Genomic DNA, 20,906 nt, shown 5'->3' on the forward strand with positions numbered 1-20,906 from the left:
GAACAAGATTCCGAGCGGTCACGGGGAAGGAACGAAATCAGATAGTTGCGACGCGCGGCACGGACGGCCCCAAGAGGGCGCATGGGACAATCCCGAGGGATGACCACAGGAGGGTGCCGCCTTGAGTGCAGGGAAGATGATTGTCGTCGGCGGGCTGCTGCTGGCCGGGCTGGGCACCGCCAGTGCCGAACCTGCGCCCGCAGCACTGACGCTGGACCGGGCCAAGGCCGCCGTGGCCGCCACCCTGGACCTGATTCCATCCGACGACATCCAGTACGACTACCGGCCGCTGGTGGTCCGGCTGGCCGATATCGATGGCCGCGGCACCCGCGGCGTTGTCTACGTCTATACCGCGACCAACACCGGCAGCACCTTCGAGCAGACTAACAACCTAGTGGTGATGAGCGCCCTGGCGCCGGATGATCGCCGCGGCCGGTCGGCCTATCCGGGCAGTTCGTCGCTGGATGACGCCACCTATGCGGTGATCCGCGAGATGGGCTATGCCGATGATGCCACCGACCATATCCCGGGACAGTTCAAGCGCCTTGAAGTCGTCGACGGGCAGATCCGGGTCACCTTCGACAGTCAAGCCAAGTCGACGTTGTGCCATGCCGAAGACCGAGCGAGGTACGACCAGGAACCATGCCCGGCACCGGGCCGGCATACCTGGACATGGCGTTGGAGCCCGGGAACGCTGACCCGCACCGAGCCGCCGGGACCGGGCGCGCACTGACGTGCTGCACACAGGCGTATGCACCACGCTTACATCGCATTGCCTACGTTGGACACGGGTGCAGTACCGGCCCGTTCCCCCAAAGGAGTCCACCATGCAACAGCAGATCCCCGAAGGTACCCTGGTCGTCGTGGCTGACGGCGGCTCGGCCCGCGTGTTCACCAACGTCGGCACGGGGCGCACGCTGCAACTCAAGCAGCATGAGGAACTGCAGGTGCAGGACATCAGCGCGCAGGGCGTCTCCGGGCAGGGGCCGTCCGGGGCGATGCCCAAGGACATGAGCGTGGCCCAGCTCAACGAAGCCACCTTCGCCAAGCAGTTGGCCGCGCAGTTGAACGAAGATGCGCTCAACAACCGCTATGCCCACCTGGTGCTGATCGCCGACCCGCAGACACTCGGCCGTATCCGCCCGCAGCTGCACAAGGAAGTACAGTCGCGGCTGATCCGCGAACTGGCCAAGGACTTCACCAATGCGCCGCTGAAAGATGTGCAGCGCGCGTTGGAATGACCCACCGGAGCAGAGCGCAGCATGGCCTATACCCCCGACTATGTAGACACCCCGCCCAGCCGTGCCGAGCTGGACGCCGGCAGCGGCTGGCAGCTGCTGGAGTTCGGCGCGCCGTGGTGCCCGCACTGCAGCGCCGCGCAGCCGGTGGTTCAGGCGCTGCTGCAGCAGCACGACATGCCGCACCTCAAGGTCGAAGACGGCAAGGGCCGGCTCCTGGGTCGCGCGTATCAAGTGAAGTTGTGGCCTACCGTGATCCTGCTGCACAACGGTGAAGAGCAGGGGCGCGTGGTGCGGCCGTTGCGCGTGGAAGATATCGAGGCGTTGGCGGCGCTGGTGCGGCGGCAGGACGCGTAGGGCCGGAGCTGCCTCCACACGGCATGCTGCGCCGTGCCCGATACGCTGCGATGCAGCATGAAACAAGGCCGATCCCACTCCAACGGCACCTGCAATGGCGGCCCGCCGGTGCTAGGATCGGCTCAATATTGAATCGATCCAAATCCGACCTATGCCAATGCTCGAGAAGAAGCGATGGGCCGCGCTGGCGGCAGGAACCCTGTTGATGGCGGGCACGGCAATGGCTGCACCGTCCGAGCTGGGTGAGCGCGCATTCGGGTCGGTGGACCCGTTCATTGGCACCGCCGGGGAGGGGCATACCTATCCCGGGGCGACGGTGCCGTTCGGCATGGTCCAGCTCAGCCCGGACACGCGCATCCAGCCGCGCGAAAAAGCCTATGACTGGGCCGCAGGCTACCGGCACGACGACCGCAGCATCGTCGGCTTCTCGCATACCCACTTTTCCGGCAGCGGCCATTCGGACCTGGGCGATGTGCTGCTGATGCCGGTCGCCCCCGGCACCAGCCTGGAACGTGGCGACCCGGACAAGCCTGGCAGCGGATACACCTCGCACTTCGGCCACGACGACGAACGCGCCGAGCCCGGTTACTACGCCGTCACCCTGGACGATCCCAAGGTGCGCGCCGAGCTCACCGCCAGCACCCGCGTCGGCGTGCATCGCTACACCTTCCCGGCCAACCAGCCGGCACGGGTGCTGCTGGACCTGCGCACCAGCCTGTACGACTACCCGGGCAAGATCTCGTGGTCGCGCTTGCGGGTACGCGACGATGGCACCGTCACCGGCTTCCGCGAAACCCGCGGCTGGGCACCGGGCCGCCAGCTGTATTTCGCGATGCGCTTCTCGCGCCCGCTGACCGCGCACGAACTGCACAACACCGAAAAAGACATCCCCTACAAGGGCTTTGCGCCGCCGGCACCGAATGCACCGGGCGAGCGCGCGCAGATCGAGGGCCGCCAGCTGGTGGGTACGTTCGATTTCGGCACGCTGAAAGCGCCGCTGGTGGTCAGCGTGGCGATCTCCTCGGTGAGCGAGGCCGGTGCGATCGCCAATCTTGCCGCCGAAGTGCCCGATCTGGATTTCGACCGGGTCCGCGCCGAAGCCAAAAAACAGTGGACCGAGGCGCTGTCGGTACTGGATATCCAGGCGCCCGCGCATGCTCGGCGCAGCGCCTATACCGCGCTCTACCACAGCCTGCTTGGCCCCACGCTGTTCATGGATGCCGACGGCCAGTACCGCGGCGCGGACAACGCCGTGCACCGCGCCGAAGGCTTCAACCACTACTCCACCTTCTCGCTGTGGGATACCTACCGCGCCCTGCACCCGCTGCTGACCCTGGTCCAGCCGGAAAAACGCAACAGCGATTTCATCAACTCGCTGCTGGCCCACCAGCAGCACAGCGCCTACGGCATGCTGCCGGTGTGGTCGTTCCACGGCCAGGAAACCTGGTGCATGATCGGCTACCACGCCGTGCCGGTGATCGCCGATGCCTACCTCAAGGGCATCGGCGGCTTCGATGCCGACAAGGCGCTGCAGGCGATGGTCGCCACCGCCAACTACGGCCCCTACGATGGCATCGCCCAATACCGCGAGTTGGGCTGGGTACCGATCGACGAGGAAGGCGAGGCCGCCAGCAAGACCCTGGAATACGCCTTCGACGACTGGACCATCGCACGCATGGCCGAAGCGATGGGCCGCAAGGACGTGCAGGCCACCTTCGACAAGCGCGCCGGCAACTGGCGCCATGCTTTCGACGCCGATACCGGCTTCATGCGCGCGCGCAAGCGCGACGGCAGCTTCCGCACGCCGTTCGATCCCAGCGCCAGCGGCTACGGCAGCGACTACACCGAAGGCAATGCCTGGCAGTACTCCTGGTATGTGCCGCAGGACGTGGCCGGCCTGGCTAGGGCGCACGGTGGCAGCGACAAACTGCTGGCGCGGCTGGACCAGGTGTTCGACGCCAAGGTCGACCCGGCGGTGTTCGAGCACATGGAGGACATCACCGGCCTGATCGGCTGGTATGCGCACGGCAACGAACCCAGCCACCACGTGGCCTATCTGTACGCCCATGCCGGGCAGCCGTGGCGCACCCAGGCGCGCCTGAAGCAGATCATGGACACCCAGTACGCCGACCGCCCCGACGGCCTGGCCGGCAATGACGACCTGGGCCAGATGTCGGCCTGGTATGTATTCACTGCGCTGGGCTTCTACCCGGTGGCGCCGGGCAGCGGCGAATACATCATCGGCCGCCCGTTCCTGCCCAAGGCCTCGCTGCACCTGCCCAACGGCAACACCTTCACCATTACCACCGACGGGCTGGAGCAGGGCCACGGCTATATCGGCGCGGTCACCCTCAACGGCAAGCCATTGCAGCGCGCCTTCCTGCGCCACGCCGAGATCCTGGCCGGCGGCGAACTGCACTTCACCCTGCAGGCCGCGCCGAACCAGGCCTGGCCGGGGCAGGGTGCGCAGGCGCCGTATTCGATGTCGCGCTGAGCCTGGTGTCCGCTGCCGGCCCGCCGGGGTGGGGGCCGGCAGCGGATGGCCGGGCCATAATGCGATTTATTCCCCATTTGGCCAAAAGGCGTATAGTGGCCCCATTCCCTCCGTGGAGCCTGCCATGACCCTGCCACTGGACCTGCCCGGCCTGGAGAAGGCCACCGCCTCCTCGGTGAAGACCCGCGGCTGGCCGAGCCTGATGCGTACTGTCCGCGAGAAGCAGGCGCTGGTCATCACCAACCACAACCACCCCGAAGCGGTGATCGTGGACATCAAGGCCTACCAGGAACTGCTGGCCAAGGCCGCCGGCACCGACAGCGGCACCCGCGCCGCTGACCTGGAGCGCCTGCGTGCCCGGTTCGATACCCAGCTGGCCAGCCTGGACCGCGATGGCGGGCTGGGCAAGGTGCTGGGCCAGCCGATCCGCCGCGGCCGCAAGGTCACCCTCGGCCAGCCGCTCTGACCGATGGGGCGGATTCTGGTGCTGGCCGGCGTCAACGGCGCCGGCAAAAGTTCGCTGTTGGGCACATGGCTGGAACAGGAGGGGCTGTCCTGGTTCAACCCGGACAGCTTCACCCGTGCCCTGGTCGATGCCGGCTGGGAACTCGGCGAGGCCAATGCGGCGGCCTGGAACGAAGGCGCGCGACGCCTGCGCCAGGCGATCGCCGATGGCAGCGACTTCGCCTTCGAAACCACCCTGGGCGGCAACACCATCCCGCAGTTGCTGCGCCAGGCCTGCCAGAGCCATGAGGTGGCGATCTGGTTCTGCGGCCTGGACAGCGTGGAACTGCATATCGCCCGCGTCGCGGCGCGCGTGGCCGGCGGCGGCCACGACATTCCGCACGACAAGATCCGCGCCCGCTTTGATACCGCGCGCGAAAACCTGATCGATCTGCTGCCGCACCTGGCCGAACTGCATGTCTACGACAACAGCGCGCCGGCCGATGCCCAGGGCAGGGTGGAACCGCTGCCGCTGCTGCAGGTCGATCGCAGCGGGTTGCACTACCCGGTATCGGTGGCCGAACTGCTGCATACCCCGGACTGGGCCAAGCCGATCGTGATGCGCGCGATGGAACTGCACGGCGGGTAGGTCCGAGCCACGCTCGGACACCGTGCGGCGGATAGGTCCGAACCAGCAGCGGTAGGTCCGAGCCATGCTCGGACAACGCCATGCCCGAACGAAGCGCATCCAACCATGGGTCGGATCCACCGGCCATGCCGGCATGGGGCCAAAAACCCCCGCATGCTAGAGTCGGAGTAAACGCCGGTACGACGGATGTAGCCATGAAACACAGCGCAGCAGGTACCGCACCGCCAACAGGCGAAGGCCGGCGCCTGCCGATCGGGCCGGACAGCCCGGTGTTGTGCCGGGCGCGCGAGTATCCAGCCGGCACCGTGATCGGCCTGCACCATCATCCCGATCGTCATCAACTGGTCTACGCCGAAACCGGAGTGCTGGTGGTACAGGCCGGCGTGGGGCGCTGGGTGGTGCCCAGCACGCGCGCGATCTGGATGCCGGCCGGGACCGGGCACAAGGTCAGCTGCATCGGTGCGGTGAGCATGCGCAGCCTGTACATCCTGCCGCAGGCCATCGCCCAGCCGCCGGCGGCGGCATCGACGGTATCGGTTACGCCGTTGCTGGCGGCGCTGATCCACGCCGCGGCGCAGATCGCCCAGCCTTATCGGGCCGACACCCGCGATGGCCGGTTGATGCAGTTGATCCTGGATGAACTGCAGACCCTGCCGGTATTGCCGCTGCACCTGCCGCAACCCACCGACCCGCGGCTGCAGGCGATCGGCCACCAGTTCGAGACTGCCCCGGACGACGCCTCCACCCTGCAGGACTGGGCGCTGCGCCTGGGGGTGGACGTCAAGACCATCCAGCGGCTGTGCACGCGCGAACTGGGCATGACCTTCGGGCAATGGCGGCAGCAGGCGCGGCTGCTGCGTGCGCTGGAACGCCTGGCGCATGGCGACAAGGTCATCGATGTGGCGCTGTCGCTGGGCTATGCCAGCCCCAGCGCGTTCACCGCGATGTTCAAGAAGCGGTTCGGGCAACTGCCCAGTCGGTTCTTCCAGCAGCCCTAGTGTGGCCTGGTCCTGGGCAGGAAGGCGGTGGCCAAGCCCAGCAGCGGCAGGTAGGAGGTGAAGTGGTAGACCCAGACGATGCCGTGCGCGTCGGCCAGTTTGCCCAGGCCGGCCGCGGCGATGCCGCCGATGCCGAACATCAGCCCGAACATCAGGCCCGACACCATGCCGACCCGGCCGGGCACCGCTTCCTGCGCGTACACCACCAGCGCGGCGAAGGCCGAGGACATCACCAGTCCGATCAGCACCGCCAGGATCGCGGTGCCGGCCAGGTTGGCATAGGGCAGGGCGAGCGCGAACGGGGCCACGCCCAGGAACGAAATCCAGATCACCGCCTTGCGCCCGATGCGGTCGCCGACCGGGCCGCCGATGAAGGTGCCCAGCGCGACCGAGGCCAGGAAGATGAAAAGGAACAGCTGGCTGTGCTGCACGCTGAGGTGGAAGCGTTCGATCAGGTAGAAGGTGAAGTAGTTGGTGAACGAGGCGATGTAGACGAACTTGGCGAACATCAGCACGCAGATCACCGCGACCGCCTGCACCACCTGGCCCCGGTCCAGGCCGGTGGCGCGGTTGCGCGACAGGCTGCCCATCGCAGCCTGGCCGTGGCGCACGCTCCAGCGGGTCAGGCGCAGCAGCACGCCAATGGCCAGCGCGGCGCCGAGCATGAACCAGGCAATTGCACGCTGCCCGTGTGGAATCACCACTGCGGCCGCCAGCAACGGACCGATCGCCGAGCCGGTATTGCCGCCCACCTGGAAGGTGGACTGGGCGGTGCCAAAGCGCCCGCCCGAGGCCATCCGCGCCACCCGCGAGGCTTCGGGGTGGAAGGTGGCCGAGCCGATGCCGATTACCGCGGCAGCCACCAGCAGCATTTCGTAACGCGTGGCCAGCGCCATCATGGCGATGCCGACCAGGGTGGCGGCCATGCCCGACGGCAACAGGTAGGGCAGCGGGCGCTTGTCGGTATACATGCCCACCCAGGGCTGCAGCAGCGAGGCGGTGATCTGGTAGACCAGCCCGATCATGCCGATCTGGCCGAAGCTCAACGCGAATTCGCTCTTGAACATCGGGTACACCGCCGGCAGCACGGCCTGGATCATGTCGTTGAGCAGGTGCGCGAACGCCGCGGCACCGACGATGCGCAGCGCGAAGCCCTGCTGGGGCGTGGCGGTGGCAAGGGGAGGGAGGGTTGTGGTGGTGGTGGCGTCTGTAGGCATCGGTAGCAACGACTCGCAAGGCAATCCGGATCGCAGTGCGCCTGCCTGCCGTGGCAGGACGCAGGCCGCCGGGGTCCGGGTGGGGAGGGCGAAGCGGCAAGCCTAGGGCGTGCCGGGATTGCCGTCTCACGCGATATGGGCGCCGGTCGTCGCGATTTGGACATCGCGCTGGAGCTGGCCCCTTGCCGATCAGCGCGCAGGTACCGGCAGCCAGCAGTGCGCCGGACAATACGGGGGATGCGCGCACGCCGACGAGGCGATGGCGACAGCGGCGCGCGCGTCGGAACATGTTTCCAGCAGTTCAATAAAACTCCTATTGCGTCTCTCGGCCGTCCGCGCCGAGCGGCACGCCCCACACCCGCAGCAGCATCTGAATGAAGTCGGCCGCCAGCACGCGGTTGCCGTGACCGCTGAGGTGGTCGGCATCGAAGTACAGCGGCAGCCCGTCGGCGTCGAATGCCGAGCAGGTCGCGCCGGGGCACAGCAGCGGGAACGGATCCCATACGGTCAGCTGCGGGTAATGGTCCTGCAACTGCTGCAGCTGCTGCAACTGGTCGGCGCGCAGGGCCAGCAGTTGCGCGCGGGACACCTCCAGGCCCGGGGCGCAGACCGGATTGATCCGGTTGAACCAGTCCGAGCACCGGTTGGCCGAGGCCTTGAACAACGGCTTTGGCGCATCGATCACCACCTGCAGCCCGGCGGCCTGCAGGCGCCGCAGCACGGCATGGGCAGAGTTCATCGCCGCGTCGTGATGGCCGCGGTCCAGTTCGGCGAAGACCGCTGCCCAGGTCGCGGCGGAGTCGCCGGACCAGTCGCGGCCGGCCAGTTCAGGCATGCGCAGCGAGGCCAGCAATACCATGTCGCCCGGCTTGGCCGCCGCCTCGATCGCCCGCAGCGCGGTCTCGCGGCGGTCGGCGCAGTCGGGCGGGTCGGCGCCGATCAGCCGCACCACGCCACAGCCACCGTGCTCGTATTCGATTACCTCCACGCCCAGCTGCACCTGAACCTGCCTGAGCATGGTGCGGTAGGCGGCGGTGTGCGAATCGCCCAACGCGAACAGCTGGCGGCCCTGCAGTTGCGGCGCGTTGATCGGCTGCGCCGACGACGGCGGCGCGTGCCGGTAGGCCATCCAGGTGTAGGTATCGGCGGTGCGGCTGAGCGAGAGCTGGTCGGGGTTCTCGCTGATCCAGCGGGCGCCCGGCATCGCCACTGCCAGGACGGCCACAGCGGCCGTGGCGGTCACCCAGCTACGCCGCTGCAATACACTGCGGCCAGTGCGGATCGGCGTTTCGATGCAATGGTACGACGCTGCGGCCAGGCCCAGTACCAGCAGCGGGTAGGCCAGCTGCACGGCCAGCAGTTCAAAGCCTACCGTCCAGCGGATGAACACCGCCACCGGCCAATGCCACAGATACAGCGAGTACGACAGCCGGCCCAGGTAGCCGGCCACGCGCGTGTGCAGCAATACGTGCAGCAGCGGCGGCGAGCCGGTGCCGGGCAGCACCAGCGCGGTGATCATCAGCAGCGTCCCGGTCACGGTGGCCAATGCCCACGGCATCGGGAAGCGGGCCGCGTCGGCACGCAGGAAGCCAGCCAGCAGCAGGCCCAACCCGGCCAGCATCAGCACGGTCAGCGTACCACCGGTGCGCGCCTGCAGTGGCCGGCGGCGCAGCAGCTGGTACAGCAGCGCACCGGCGGCCAGTTCCCAGAAACGCGACGGCAGCAGGTAGAACGCCGCCAGCGGATCATGTGCACTCTGCACCGCGCTGGTCGCCAGCGAGGCCAGCGCCAGCACCGGCAGCAGTGCCCACAGCGCCGGGATGCGCTGCCGGTGGCGCAGCCACAGGTACCAGATGCCCGGGAACAGCAGGTAGAACTGTTCCTCCACGCCCAGCGACCAGGTATGCAGGTAGGGGTTCAACTCAACGCTGGGCGAAAAATAGGTATCGGTGTTGAAGGCCAGCACGAAATTGCTCAGGCCCAGGAAGGCGGCCAGGCCGGTGCGGTTGTTCTGCTCGCTCAGCCAGACCTGCGGCAGCAGCATCGCCGACAGCACGAAGCTCACCGCCACTACCACCAGCAATGCCGGCAGCAGGCGCAACAGGCGGCGCCGGTAGAAGCCGAACAGGTAGTCGGCAAAGCCGGTGCTGTTGCGCTCGGACAATGACTGGCTGATCACAAAGCCGGAGATCACGAAGAACATGTCCACGCCGGTGAATCCGCCCGGCAGCAGTGACAGATAATCGGCGTGGTAGACCAGCACCGCCAGCACTGCGATCGCACGCAGGCCGTCAATACCGGGGATGTAGCCGGAAGCAGGTTTGAGCATGCGCGAATCCTCTGACATGGACGGGCCGTACTGCAGCACCAAGGCGGCCCAGCCTAGTCCGCGTTCGCAATGACAGGAACCATGTCCACGGTCCGCGTTGGGCGCGGATAAAGCTGGCGCGCGCGCGGCTCCGCGCCGAATGCGTCATGCAGTGCTGGTCGCGGCGAGCGCGCGCACCGCTGCGGCAGGCGGCATGTCCGCAGCGACGGGCGTTGGCGCGGTGCAGGATGGGCGGCAGGCATTGCCGCACCGCACCAATCCGTGGCAATGCGCATCTACTACAGAACATCTATCAGGCAAATCGATTCAATAATTCAATCAACGTTTCGTGTCCAGGTGCGCCTGCATGACCATGCATGGCGACGTGCCGACGCCGCAGCCGGCATCGCCTGGGCCGCGTCCGGGCCGGCCCGGCCAGATCGACCTGGATGTACTGCATGCGCCGATGCAGGCTGGCGCCGCCCCGGCGGTGTCCGCTGCGCCGCCGAGTATCCCTGCGGTCGCTATGCACCGTTGGCCGCAGGGTCGGGCGAGTGTAGGCATGGGCAGGCGGGGAAAGGGGGCGGATATGCGACGGTTCTGACGACGCTGCGGCGCAGCGGTCGGTTTTCCGGGACTATTCACGCAGGATGCTCGGCGAACCGGACCCGCACTTGGCGGCGTCAACCAGGCTCACCCTATACAGCGGCGCAAAATGATTGAATAGCTCAATAAATGCCAAGGGCAGGCATGGCAAGGCGTTGTGGCCGCGGTCTCGGCTCCCGTCGGCCATCCAGCCCGCGGCCACACAACTCTTTCCGGGGGAAAACGACACCATGTTCGGGACTGGGCGCAAATGCGTGCTGTTGATCGGGGCGCTGGCGGTTTTCGCCACGTCGGCGGCGCCAGCCGTATCCCCGGCAGGCGCGCGGGGCGCACCGACGACCGCGCCGCCGCTGGTACTGGGCGCGCAGCAACGGGCCTGGCTGGACGCCCACCCGCGCATCGTACTGGGCACCGCCGGGCTGAACTGGGCGCCGTTCGAGTACCTGCAGGACGGCCAGCTCAAGGGCATGGGCATCGACTACTTGCAGGCATTGGCGCCGATGCTGGGAGTAAAGGTCACCGTCAAGGTATATCCGGATCTGGAGGCCTTGATCGAGGCCACCTGTGCCGGCCAGATCGATGTGGTCATCAATGTCGCGCTGACCGCCGCGCGCACTCGTTGCATGGTATTCACCGACGCCTATGTCGAAATCCCGGTGGCCCTGGTTGGGCGCAAGCATGACCAGCGGGTGGTGCAGGATCCGGACCTGAAACACCTGCAGCTGGTCACCGAACGCGGCTTTCCCACCTCGTCGGTGGCGCGCCTGCGCTATCCCGATGCCGAACACGTAGTGGCCCCCACCACCGGGGAGGCGCTGCGCATGGTGGCCGATGGCCGTGCCGACGCGTACCTGGGCAACCCCTACGTGGCCGCCGCCTTCATCAGCACGCACCGCGAGTATGCGTTGAGCCTGGCGCGGCAGAGCGACGTACCGTTAGACAGCCTGCATTTCGCAGTGCCCAATGCCAAGCAGCGACTCGCCGAGGCATTAGATCAAGCCATGGCGCATACCACCCACGCCGAACAACAGGCACTGCACTCGCGCTGGCTACCGCCGCTGGATTGGGGGCGGCAGGGTCGCCCCCTGTTGAGTGCGCGCGAACAGGCTGCGCTGGCGCAGCCGGTACGCATGGGCTTTGCGCCGAACGCCGCGCCGGTCTCGTTCCTGGACGCGGCCGGCTCGCCCAGCGGTCTGACCGAGGACTACCTGGAGCGGTTTCGCGCCCTGGGTGCCACCTTGAACATGGTGCCGGTGCGCGACTGGCGCGAGATCCGCGACATGATGCACAGCGGCCAGCTCGACGCGGTGATGGGCATCCCCGAGGACGGCATGGCCGCGGGCAAGGGCTGGGTGTTCAGCCGCCCATTCCTGACCGTGGCCAATGTGATCGTGACCCGCCGCAACGGCGAGACCGTGCTGGAAATGCGTGATCTGAACGAGCTGCGGGTGGTGCTCAGCGACCGCGAGCGGTTGCAGCCGCGCCTGCTGGCGCAGGCGCCGCGCGCGCGGGTGCTGGATGCACGCAGCACCGGGCAGGCACTGGAAATGGTGCAGTCCGGCCAAGCCGATGCCTATATCGGCAGCCTGGCCATCGTCGATCGGCTGCTGCGCGAGCGGCATAGCGGCGACCTGCAGATCGCCGCACCCACCGATATCGAAGACCGCCTGACGCTGGGCGTGCGCGAGCAGTACGCGCCGCTGGTGAGCAGCTTCGACCGCATGCTGATGGGCATGTCGCCGCGCGAACGCGAGGCGATCCGCAGCGACTGGCTGGCTGTGGAATACCGCAGTGGACTGGACTGGCGCCGGCTGCTGCGCTGGCTGGCGCCACTGCTGATGGTGCTGGCCACCGCGCTGGTGGTGCATGGGGTAGGGCACTGGCGGCTGCGCCGGGAAGTGCGCCAACGCCGCCGCGCAGAGCAGCGCCTGGAAGAGGTCACCGACAACCTGCCGGCGGTGGTCTACCAGTTGCAGCGGGACGTGCACGGCGACCTGTCGTTTCCGCTCATTGTCGGCGACATGATGGCCTTGTTCGGGATTGAGGCCGAACAGGCCATGCGCAATGGACGCGACTTGTTCGCGCGCGTGCATCCGGACGATCAGCAGCCACTGCAGCAGCTGTTGAGCGAGGCGGCCAACGGTTTCCTGCCGATCGATACCCGGCTCCGCGCGCACGGCGCGGCCGGCTGGCGCTGGGTCCGTTCGCGTGGCACGCCCTACCATGCCGACGACGGCAGCATCCGCTGGAGCGGATACTGGATCGACATCACCCAGGCGCAGGAGCAGGCCCTGGCCCTGGCCGAGGCCAAGGCCACCGCCGAACGTGCCACTGCCGCCAAGGCCGAATTCCTGGCCACCATGAGCCATGAAATCCGCACACCGATGAGCGGGGTGCTGGGCATGCTGGAGGTGCTCGAGGGCGCCGGCCTGACCCCGCCGCAACGGCAGGTACTGGGCGTGATCGACGAATCGGCGCGCATGCTGCGGCAGATCCTGGATGACATCCTGGATTTTTCCAAGATCGAGGCCGGTGGCCTGCAGCTGGCACCGTCGCCCACCGACATCCGCGCCACCGTGGCCAACGTGCATGCGCTGCTGGCGCCGCAGGCCAAGGCCAAGGAGCTGGCCTTCGATTGCCATATCGATGCCGAGATTGCCGGCCACCTGCTGGTAGATGGGTTGCGCCTGCGCCAGGTGCTGTTCAACCTGCTCAGCAACGCGATCAAGTTCACCGCGCAGGGCGGCATCCAGGTCATCGTCAGCCTGCTTGGGCACTACCACGGCCGCCAGCAGCTGCGCATCACCATCGCCGATACCGGTATCGGCATCTCCGCCGAGGCCCAGCAGCGGTTGTTCCGCCCGTTCACCCAGGCCGAGACCAGCATCAGCAAGCACTATGGCGGCACCGGCCTGGGCCTGATCATCTGCCGGCGGCTGGCGGAGGCCATGCACGGCAGCATGCAGTTGAACAGCGTGCTGGGCCGCGGCACCAAGGTGCATGTGCAGCTGGAACTGGCGGTGGTGGACCCGATCACGGCCGACGCCGCCACCGGCCAGGACGCGGCCACCGCACAGTTCGCGCCGGGTCAGCGGGTGCTGGTGGTCGAGGACCATCCCACCAACCAGGCTCTGATGCGCTGGCGGATGCAGCAGCTGGGGCTGGATGCGGTGATCGCCGCCGAAGGCGCGGCCGGTCTGGCCGTGCTGGAGATGCAGGCATTCGACGTGGTGATCACCGATTGCCGGATGCCGGGCATGGATGGTTATGCCTTTACCGAAGCCCTGCGCAAGCGCGAGCTGATGCAAGGCAGTGCGCGCTTGCCGGTGATCGCCTTGACCGCCAGTACCAGCCCGGAGGAGGAACAACGCTGCTACCGCGCCGGCATGGACCAGGTGCTGACCAAGCCGGTCACGCGTGAGCAGCTGCGCGCGGCACTGCAACGCTGGATGGTACCGGTTGCAGCACACGGCCAGGATGGTGGCGATACCGCAGTGGCCGGCATGGGCGTGGACTGGGCCAGCGACCTGCCCTCCATCGACGCGTTGCAGGCGCGTTTCGGCACCGCACCGGTGGCGGCGCAGATCGCCACCACCCTGCATGAAGCCCTGGGCACCGACCTGGACAATCTGCGGGCCGCCTTGGCGACGGGCGATGCGGGCCAGGCCCATGATGCCCTGCACCGGATGGCTGGCGGCACCGGTGCGGCCGGCAGCGTGGACATCGCGCGCCACCTGCGTGACCTGAGTACCGCCGTGGCACGCCACGGCGTGGCGCAACAGCGTAGTGCCCTGGAGGAGGTACTGCGGGTGATGGCAGTGTATCGGAAGACGTTGGGGTAGCGCCGGGCGCTGTGTTGGCGCTGCAAGTGAAACTCGACATCCCTGCTTCTGAATGACCCGGAGTGGGTCAGTTGTGGTCGTGGCGGGCGGGGATGGGTAACCTGCCCTGGGGCGCGGCACTTCATCATGCAGGTTGTCGCGCTCGGGATCCCAGGATGCCCCGGCCGCTGGGGTTGATTCGGCGTGGATGGCCGCTTGCCGGCAGAGTCCGGCAACGGCAGCGTGCGGCGGACCTGAGCCGGTGCCAAGCAACCGCAACGCAGCCATCGTACTGCGGTCACAGGATATCGCCGCTGCGCAGTGACCGGCTGCGCAGTTTCCGTTGTGAAGGCAATCGCTGTCGCAACAGGCTCTGGGCGCTGCGAAGCGCGCACCGTTAGGCTGCTTTCAACTTCTGTTGCGGTTGTCCATGAGCAGGCTTCGGCGTTACGTGCACATCCTTCCAGCAATCGACTGGTACTTTGTCCACGACGGCGCCGGCGACAACGCCGAACCGGTGGCCTGGGACCTGGTTGCCTGGGGCTTGACCGATGCCGGCGAACTGATTGGGCTGGTCGATAACCGGGGCTGCGACAGCACCCTCGCGGGCACCCAGTGCCTGGTCGCAGTGCCGCCGGTACGCGGCCGCTATCTGCACCGTAGCCAGCGTGCAGGGCCGGGCGTGCCGCGCCGCTGACGTCGCACGTCGAGCCTGCGCCATGCCGATATGGATCGGCCGTCTGCGTGCGTTTGCCGTGGCGGGATGCGTGACGTGCACAGCCCCGGCTGAAGAACACCGAAAAAGATGAACGGTTCCGCACACGCAACATGCCATCGGCGTCGATGTGCATGTTGCGGCATCCGTAGTCGCATCCGACACCTCTTTGCGCTGTATTGACGATGTCGCTTGACCGGCAGTGCGACGCATCCGCACTGTCGGCCAGCCATATACCCCGGCTTCGGGAATGGCGCCCCCTGTTCCTGTTCGGCCAAGGCGATGGAGTTCTATGCATTCTGTTCAATGGGTTGACCGTGGTCATCAGTTGACCGTCCCGCCGCAAGGTGAAGGCACCAGTTGTGTCGGTATCTCGCGGATGTCTTCGGTGCAGTTGCCTGGCGGCGTGTCCACGCTGTGGATGCAGCTGCGCGGCAACACCGGCGTGCACGCCCGCGAAGGCGAGTTCCGCTTGAAACGCGGAGACTGGATGGTGCTGGAGCGCGACTCGCGCCCGACCCTGCAGGCCGACCGGCTGGGCATCTGCGTGGGCCTGTGCCTGAGCACCGACACCCTGGTCGCGCTGGGCGAGGGCGCCACGCCGCTGTACCCCGGCCGCGGCCGGATGTCGGCCAGCGACCTGCAGATCGCAGTGCGGCTGTGGCGGCGGATCGGGCAGGCGGCCGACGGCCGCCTGGGCACCCGCGGCGACCTGCGCCCGTTGCTGCTGCACATGGCCGACCTGCAACGCGGCATTGCCGCGCAGGTGCAGCACTGCCCGGGCCGCTCATTGGGCCGCAAGCGCCACGTGCTGGCGCGGCTGCAACGCGCGCGGCTGTTCCTGGAAGGGCATACCGACCGGGTGGTGCGCATCGGCGAACTGGCCGAGTTGGCCAATCTGTCCTACTGGTACTTCTCCAAGGCGTTCCAGGGCGTGTATGGCGAATCGCCGCAGGCCTTCGGCGCGCGCGTGCGGCTGGAGCTGGCCGCGCGCCTGCTGCGCGACAGCGACATGATCGTCGGCGAGATTGCCGCCGCCAGTGGTTTCGAGCACGCGGGCAGCTTTGCGCGCGCATTCCGCGCGCACTTTGGCGCCTGCGCCACCGCCTACCGCGACAGTGCCTGGGCCGCTACAGCCAATTCGGCACACATCGCAGGCGCATCGCGCGCAGCGCAGCTGCGCGCCACGCCGTAAGTTCAGCTCTGCGCTTTTTCGCGCAAATTTTACAATTGGAGAGAGTTGGATGCCTGACCTGATGTTGCCGCGCGCACTGCCGGCACAGCTGCTGCCGCTGGCCATTGCCGCTGCCCTCGCACCGCTGACCGCCACGGCGCAAGAAGCCTCTACCTTGGACCGGATCGAAGTCACCGGCTCGCGCATCCGCGCGGCCGATGCAGAGACCCGCCAGCCTATCCTGACCCTGACCCGCGACGATATAGCCAAGCAGGGCTTTACCAGCGTTGCCGATATCCTGCAGAACCTGAGTTCGGCCGGGTCGCCGGCGATTTCGCGCGCCGATGCGCTGGCCTCGGGCGAGGCGGTGGGGGGCTACTACATCGATATCCGCAACCTGGGTGCTGCCCGCACCCTGGTGCTGCTCAACGGCCGCCGCCTCGGTGCCACCACCAGCGGCCTGCAGGATCTTGGCCAGGTGCCGATCAGCGTGATCCAGCGGATCGAAGTGCTTAAGGATGGCGCCTCAGCCATCTATGGCTCCGACGCGATCGCTGCAGTAGTCAATGTCATCACCGACAGCCAGTTCGACGGCGCCGAATTCAGCGCACGGGTCGGCCAGTTCAGCCAGGGCGATGGCCGTGCCCAGGAGTTCTCGCTGAAGATCGGCACGCAAGGCGAGCGCAGCGGCATCCTGCTGGCGGCCGAGTACAGCAAGGAAGAGCCGGTTTGGGCCAAGGACCGCTGGTTCAGCCGCGACGGAAATGCCGGCCCGGACTACCCCGGTTCGGGTTGGAGCCCGATCAGCAAGCAGGGTGCGCACTGCGACCCGTGCTCCAGCGAGACCGTCCTGCCAAAGGATGAGCGCTGGTGGACGCTGCGCGATGGTGGCGACCCGAACAACCCGGGCGACTACCGGCCGTTCACTGCCGATGACAACGTCAATTCTAACGAGCAGATGATGCTGCAGACAGGGATTGAACGGCGTTCTCTGTTTGCCAGTGCCTACCACGACGTCAACGACAACCTCCGTCTGCAAGGCGAGGCACTGTACAACCAGCGCATCACCGACCAGCAGATTGCCGGCTACCCGCTACAATACGATGTGCCTGTCGACAGCCCGTTTAATCCGCTGGGCGAGGACACCAAGATCCGCCGCCGCCTGTGGGAAGTGCCACGCACCACCCGCAGCGAGCTGCAGACCTACCGCCTCAGTGGCGGCCTGGTCGGCAACTTCGAACTGGGCGGGCGTGCGTTCGACTGGGATGTGGGCGCACTGGTCAATCGCAACCGCCTGACCAAGACCGGGCACGGCGATGGCAGTCGCTTTGCACTGGACCGTTCGCTCAAGCCGGAGTGCGGCACCGCCGCTGATCCGAACTGCAAGCCGTGGAACCCGTTCCTGCCCTACGGCGTGGGTGGGCCCGGCTCGCTGTCCGACCCTGAGCTGCAGAAGTTCCTGTTCCCGACCTTCGTCGATACCGGCGAGACGACCACCACCACCTACAGCGCCAACCTGGCCGGCTCGCTGTTCGACATGCCGGCCGGCGAATTCGGCTTTGCGGTGGGCTACGAGCATCGCCGTGAGCAAGGCCGATTCGTTCCCGATGCGTTCTCCCAGTCCGGGCAGAGCACCGGCCTGGAGTCGGTGACCACCGAGGGGGCCTACTCGCTCGATGAGGTCTATACCGAACTGAGCATCCCGATCCTCAAGGACCTGCCGTTTGCGCGCGAACTGACCTTGAACGCCGCCGGGCGCTTTTCCAAGTACAGCAACTTCGGCAACACCTTGAACAGCAAGTTCGGGCTGACCTGGCGGCCGATGGACGAATTGCTGGTCCGCGGCACGATCGCCACCGGCTTCCGCGCCCCCACCATCGCCGATCTGTACGGCGGCACCGCCTCCAGCTTCGAGTCCTACGTCGATCCCTGCGGCATCGGCGCCACCAACACGGTCAACGGCAATGCAGCCTGCACCGGCGCTGGCGTTCCGCTTGGCTACGAGCAGCTCGGCCAGGGTGGCAAGCCGTGCACCGGCTATCCCTGCCAGACCCCGGACCAGTTCTTCCGTGACTCCAACCCGGACCTGAAGCCGGAGCGCTCCACCAGCACCACCGCCGGTGTGGTCTGGAGCCCGCGTTGGGTGGAGGGCCTGGATGTGTCGCTGGACTGGTACAAGTACACCATCAAGGACCAGATCATCCTGGACAGCGTAGATCGCATCCTGCGCGACTGCTATGTGCTGGGCAATGCTGCCCGCTGCGAGGGCATCGCGCGCGGGCCGGATGGTCACATCACCAACCTGCGTTATGGCACCACCAACCTCGGCCTGGTACAAACCCAAGGCTACGACCTGGGCATCCGTTACCGCCTGCCCGAGCTGGCCATTGGTCAGTTCAAGGTCGACTGGCAGACCAGCTACACCAGCCAGTACGATGAAGAAGGCAGCAACAGCAAGGGTGAGAAGTTCATGGACGGCCGGGTTGGCGAGCCGGGTTACTTCCGGGTGCGCTCCAATATCGGTCTGGACTGGGAGAAGGGCAGTTGGGGCGCCAACTACACGCTGCGTTATTACTCGGGCATGCGGGAGAATTGCGTGCGCAACCGACCCTGCACCGATCCGGACCGCTACGCCAATGGCGAGCCGGAAGCGATCCGCAAGGTCGGCAGCAACACCTTCCACGACCTGCAGGTCCGTTGGACTGCGCCGTGGGATGCAACGATCGCGGTGGGGGCCAAGAACCTGTTCAACCATCAGGGCCCGATCATGTTCTCGCAGCCCGGCAGTGCCTTCCCGTACTACGGCGGCTTCGATATCGGCCGTTCGATCTACATGAAGTACCAGCAGCGCTTCTGATCGGGGCGTTGCAGGAAAGCAGCAAGAGGGGCCGGCGCAAGCCGGCCCTTTCCATTGGGTGATTGGGTGAGCCGTCCTGGAGCAATGCCGGTGGCGGAGGTTTCAGACGCGCTGGGCCACGCCCGGGAAGACGCCTTCATCGCCATGTTCAAACGGTGCACCGGCAGCTCGCCCGGGCAGACGCGTTTGCGCGCGTTGATGCCTGCGCGGTAGCGGCGCTTTGGTACGAATATCATGGCATCCGCGCCATGCAGTCGCACAAAGCCCTGCTGTGGGCGTCCCGCAGGGCAACCGGGGGACGCGGAAGTATCGTGCTCAGCGCTGTGGATCGAGCCGATCGAGGATCGTCGACGGCCAGGCCGTGGATTTCCACAGCGCCACATCCACGCAGACCAAGTCGAGCTCGCCCTCTACCAGCAGTTCATCGTCCCGCCAGGCCTGCTGGTGGAAGCGCAGCGTGCTCGGGCGCAGCGGCTCGGCGCGGGTGCACAGGCGCAGGCGTGCATCCAGGCCAGCCGGGCGGTGATAGCGCAACTGCACCGCCTGTACCGCCAACACCAATCCCAGCTGTTGCCGCGCCTGGGCCTGCGACAGCCCGCGGTGGGCCAGCCATTCCGCCCTGGCCTGGTCGAAATAGCGTAGATAGCTGGCGTGATAGACCACGCCGCCTGCGTCGGTGTCGGCATAGCACACGCGCACCATCAGATCGTCGTCTTGCCTCGCTGGCGCCTGGTTCATCGTTCGACCATGGCGCGTTGCAGGCGCTGGTGGAAGTGGATCAGGCCGGGCTCGTGGCAGCCGAAGGTCAGGTGCGGCTGCGCGCCGGAACGCAGGCCGCGCTGCACTGCCTCGGCGACCGGGAAGTCTTCTTCGTCCACCGCACGGATCAGCATCCGCATGTTCGCGTCCCAGTGCGCGCGCGCCTTGTCACTGTCAGCCTGCTGCGGGATATACATGGACACTTCGGCAACGCATTGGGCCGGATCGCCAACGGGGTCGGGGAAGGTCCGCCATATCTCCACATGGTCCAGCTGCCAGATCAACAAGGTGTTGGGGAACAGCAGGTAGATGATGATCGAATGCCGGAGCAGGTCCCAGTGGCGCGGATCGGTGCCGCGCAGAGTATCGATTGTCTTGCGCGGGTAGACCATCCGGCAATGGTCGCCGAAAGCGTCGAAGATGCCGAGGCTGTGGATGAACAACGAGGCAATCGAATCGCGATGCAGGAACGGGAAATGCGCGCTTTCCAGGAACGTGTCGATGACCATCTTCCAGTTCATGCGGCGCTGCAGCCGGCGGCTCTGGTAGTGGAAGAAGTCCTGCAGCCGGTAAGCGTCCAGCTCTTCCTCCAGCCCGTGCAGGTCGGTTGCCGCCGCGCCGGCCCGATGCACCCAGACCAGTCCATGCGCTTCGTCGACTCCAATTGCCGCCAGTTGCCGTTCGTGTGCCGCCAGCGGCGGATAATGCGCGGCGTGCAGCTTCATCGGCATACCATCCAGGTCGTACGACCAGCCGTGGTAACGGCAGGTGAAGGCGCGCGCGCCTTCACCACCGGCCTGCACCAGCGGCGCACCGCGATGGCGGCAGACATTGTGGAAACCATGGATTGGCCCGGCCGGGGTCCGCACCAGCAACCGCGAGCCGCCGCCAAGGTCGTCGACCAGATAGTCGCCGGCGTGGCGCAGCAAGCCACTCAGCCCGAGCAGTTGACCACGATCACCGAATAGATGACGCCGTTCCGACGCCTGCCAGGCGTCGGAAAAGTACGCTTCCACCGGGTTGAGTCCAATCGCTGGACACATGTCGGTGGTCTTTGCATCCAGATGCGCGAATATCCGTTCGATGATCGCCACCTGCCGGTCGTGCTGCATGCCATTCTCCGCCAAGTATCCCGTCGGCCAATGCTTGCCGGGCCGGGATGACGTCGATGTGACGCTGGCGGCCCCGTCACACCGGGCACTTTCCGCGGGACGGCCGACGCCGCAACATGAGCGAGATTCCATGTGATGCTAATCACGTTTTGCCCGG

At 66.8% G+C, this 20,906-nt stretch carries 15 protein-coding genes; 11 read left to right on the plus strand and 4 right to left on the minus strand.

Annotated elements, in window-relative coordinates; all coding sequences use genetic code 11:
* Positions 1 to 121: 121 nt before the first annotated feature.
* From IC535_RS07155 to IC535_RS07185, 7 genes are all read left to right on the plus strand, one after another.
* Positions 122 to 733 (plus strand): hypothetical protein, encoded by a 612-nt coding sequence (locus tag IC535_RS07155; protein ID WP_228885597.1) that lies wholly within the window; start codon positions 122 to 124, stop codon positions 731 to 733.
* Between the two features lie 94 nt (positions 734 to 827).
* On the plus strand, positions 828 to 1,241 hold the full coding sequence (locus IC535_RS07160) for a host attachment family protein (protein WP_228885598.1): 414 nt from the start codon (positions 828 to 830) through the stop codon (positions 1,239 to 1,241).
* Positions 1,242 to 1,262: 21 nt separating this feature from the next.
* Positions 1,263 to 1,595: a thioredoxin family protein gene (locus IC535_RS07165; RefSeq protein WP_228885599.1), complete on the plus strand. Its 333-nt coding sequence runs from the start codon at positions 1,263 to 1,265 to the stop codon at positions 1,593 to 1,595.
* 205 nt (positions 1,596 to 1,800) lie between these two features.
* The gene (locus IC535_RS07170; RefSeq protein ID WP_429000342.1) at positions 1,801 to 4,089 is read left to right on the plus strand and encodes a GH92 family glycosyl hydrolase; all 2,289 of its coding nucleotides are present in this window, start codon (positions 1,801 to 1,803) and stop codon (positions 4,087 to 4,089) included.
* Positions 4,090 to 4,213: 124 nt separating this feature from the next.
* Positions 4,214 to 4,555 carry a type II toxin-antitoxin system prevent-host-death family antitoxin gene (locus IC535_RS07175; protein ID WP_228885601.1) on the plus strand — a complete coding sequence of 114 codons (342 nt, stop codon included), beginning with the start codon at positions 4,214 to 4,216 and terminating at the stop codon, positions 4,553 to 4,555.
* A 3-nt stretch (positions 4,556 to 4,558) separates the two neighbouring features.
* Entirely contained in the window at positions 4,559 to 5,182 is a 624-nt protein-coding gene (locus IC535_RS07180; RefSeq protein WP_228885602.1) for a hypothetical protein, read from the plus strand.
* 194 nt (positions 5,183 to 5,376) lie between these two features.
* Positions 5,377 to 6,180, plus strand: a complete 804-nt coding sequence (locus tag IC535_RS07185) for an AraC family transcriptional regulator (RefSeq protein WP_228885603.1) — start codon at positions 5,377 to 5,379, stop codon at positions 6,178 to 6,180.
* On the opposite strand, the gene IC535_RS07190 is transcribed toward IC535_RS07185, so the two are convergent.
* On the minus strand, positions 6,177 to 7,397 hold the full coding sequence (locus IC535_RS07190; protein WP_228885604.1) for an MFS transporter: 1,221 nt from the start codon (positions 7,395 to 7,397) through the stop codon (positions 6,177 to 6,179). The genes IC535_RS07185 and IC535_RS07190 overlap by 4 nt on opposite strands.
* 313 nt (positions 7,398 to 7,710) lie before the next feature.
* On the minus strand, positions 7,711 to 9,726 hold the full coding sequence (locus IC535_RS07195; protein WP_228885605.1) for an acyltransferase family protein: 2,016 nt from the start codon (positions 9,724 to 9,726) through the stop codon (positions 7,711 to 7,713).
* An 815-nt stretch (positions 9,727 to 10,541) separates the two neighbouring features.
* Between IC535_RS07195 and IC535_RS07200 the strand changes: the two genes are divergently transcribed.
* The 4 genes from IC535_RS07200 to IC535_RS07215 all read left to right on the plus strand — a co-directional run bounded on the left by IC535_RS07200 (position 10,542) and on the right by IC535_RS07215 (position 18,878).
* On the plus strand, positions 10,542 to 14,153 hold the full coding sequence (locus IC535_RS07200; RefSeq protein ID WP_228885606.1) for an ATP-binding protein: 3,612 nt from the start codon (positions 10,542 to 10,544) through the stop codon (positions 14,151 to 14,153).
* A 430-nt stretch (positions 14,154 to 14,583) separates the two neighbouring features.
* Positions 14,584 to 14,829 (plus strand): hypothetical protein, encoded by a 246-nt coding sequence (locus tag IC535_RS07205; protein WP_228885607.1) that lies wholly within the window; start codon positions 14,584 to 14,586, stop codon positions 14,827 to 14,829.
* Positions 14,830 to 15,139: 310 nt separating this feature from the next.
* Positions 15,140 to 16,042: a helix-turn-helix transcriptional regulator gene (locus IC535_RS07210; RefSeq protein ID WP_429000344.1), complete on the plus strand. Its 903-nt coding sequence runs from the start codon at positions 15,140 to 15,142 to the stop codon at positions 16,040 to 16,042.
* Positions 16,043 to 16,091: 49 nt separating this feature from the next.
* Positions 16,092 to 18,878, plus strand: a complete 2,787-nt coding sequence (locus IC535_RS07215) for a TonB-dependent receptor plug domain-containing protein (RefSeq protein WP_228885609.1) — start codon at positions 16,092 to 16,094, stop codon at positions 18,876 to 18,878.
* A 315-nt stretch (positions 18,879 to 19,193) separates the two neighbouring features.
* On the opposite strand, the gene IC535_RS07220 is transcribed toward IC535_RS07215, so the two are convergent.
* Complete coding sequence (locus IC535_RS07220) at positions 19,194 to 19,616, minus strand: YbgC/FadM family acyl-CoA thioesterase (protein WP_228958664.1); 423 nt, start codon at positions 19,614 to 19,616, stop codon at positions 19,194 to 19,196.
* The gene (locus IC535_RS07225; RefSeq protein ID WP_228885611.1) at positions 19,613 to 20,749 is read right to left on the minus strand and encodes an aromatic ring-hydroxylating oxygenase subunit alpha; all 1,137 of its coding nucleotides are present in this window, start codon (positions 20,747 to 20,749) and stop codon (positions 19,613 to 19,615) included. The genes IC535_RS07220 and IC535_RS07225 overlap by 4 nt, the downstream gene beginning before the upstream one ends.
* Positions 20,750 to 20,906: the final 157 nt, after the last annotated feature.

This window comes from Stenotrophomonas rhizophila (assembly GCF_020857975.1).
Lineage (GTDB): Bacteria > Pseudomonadota > Gammaproteobacteria > Xanthomonadales > Xanthomonadaceae > Stenotrophomonas > Stenotrophomonas rhizophila_C.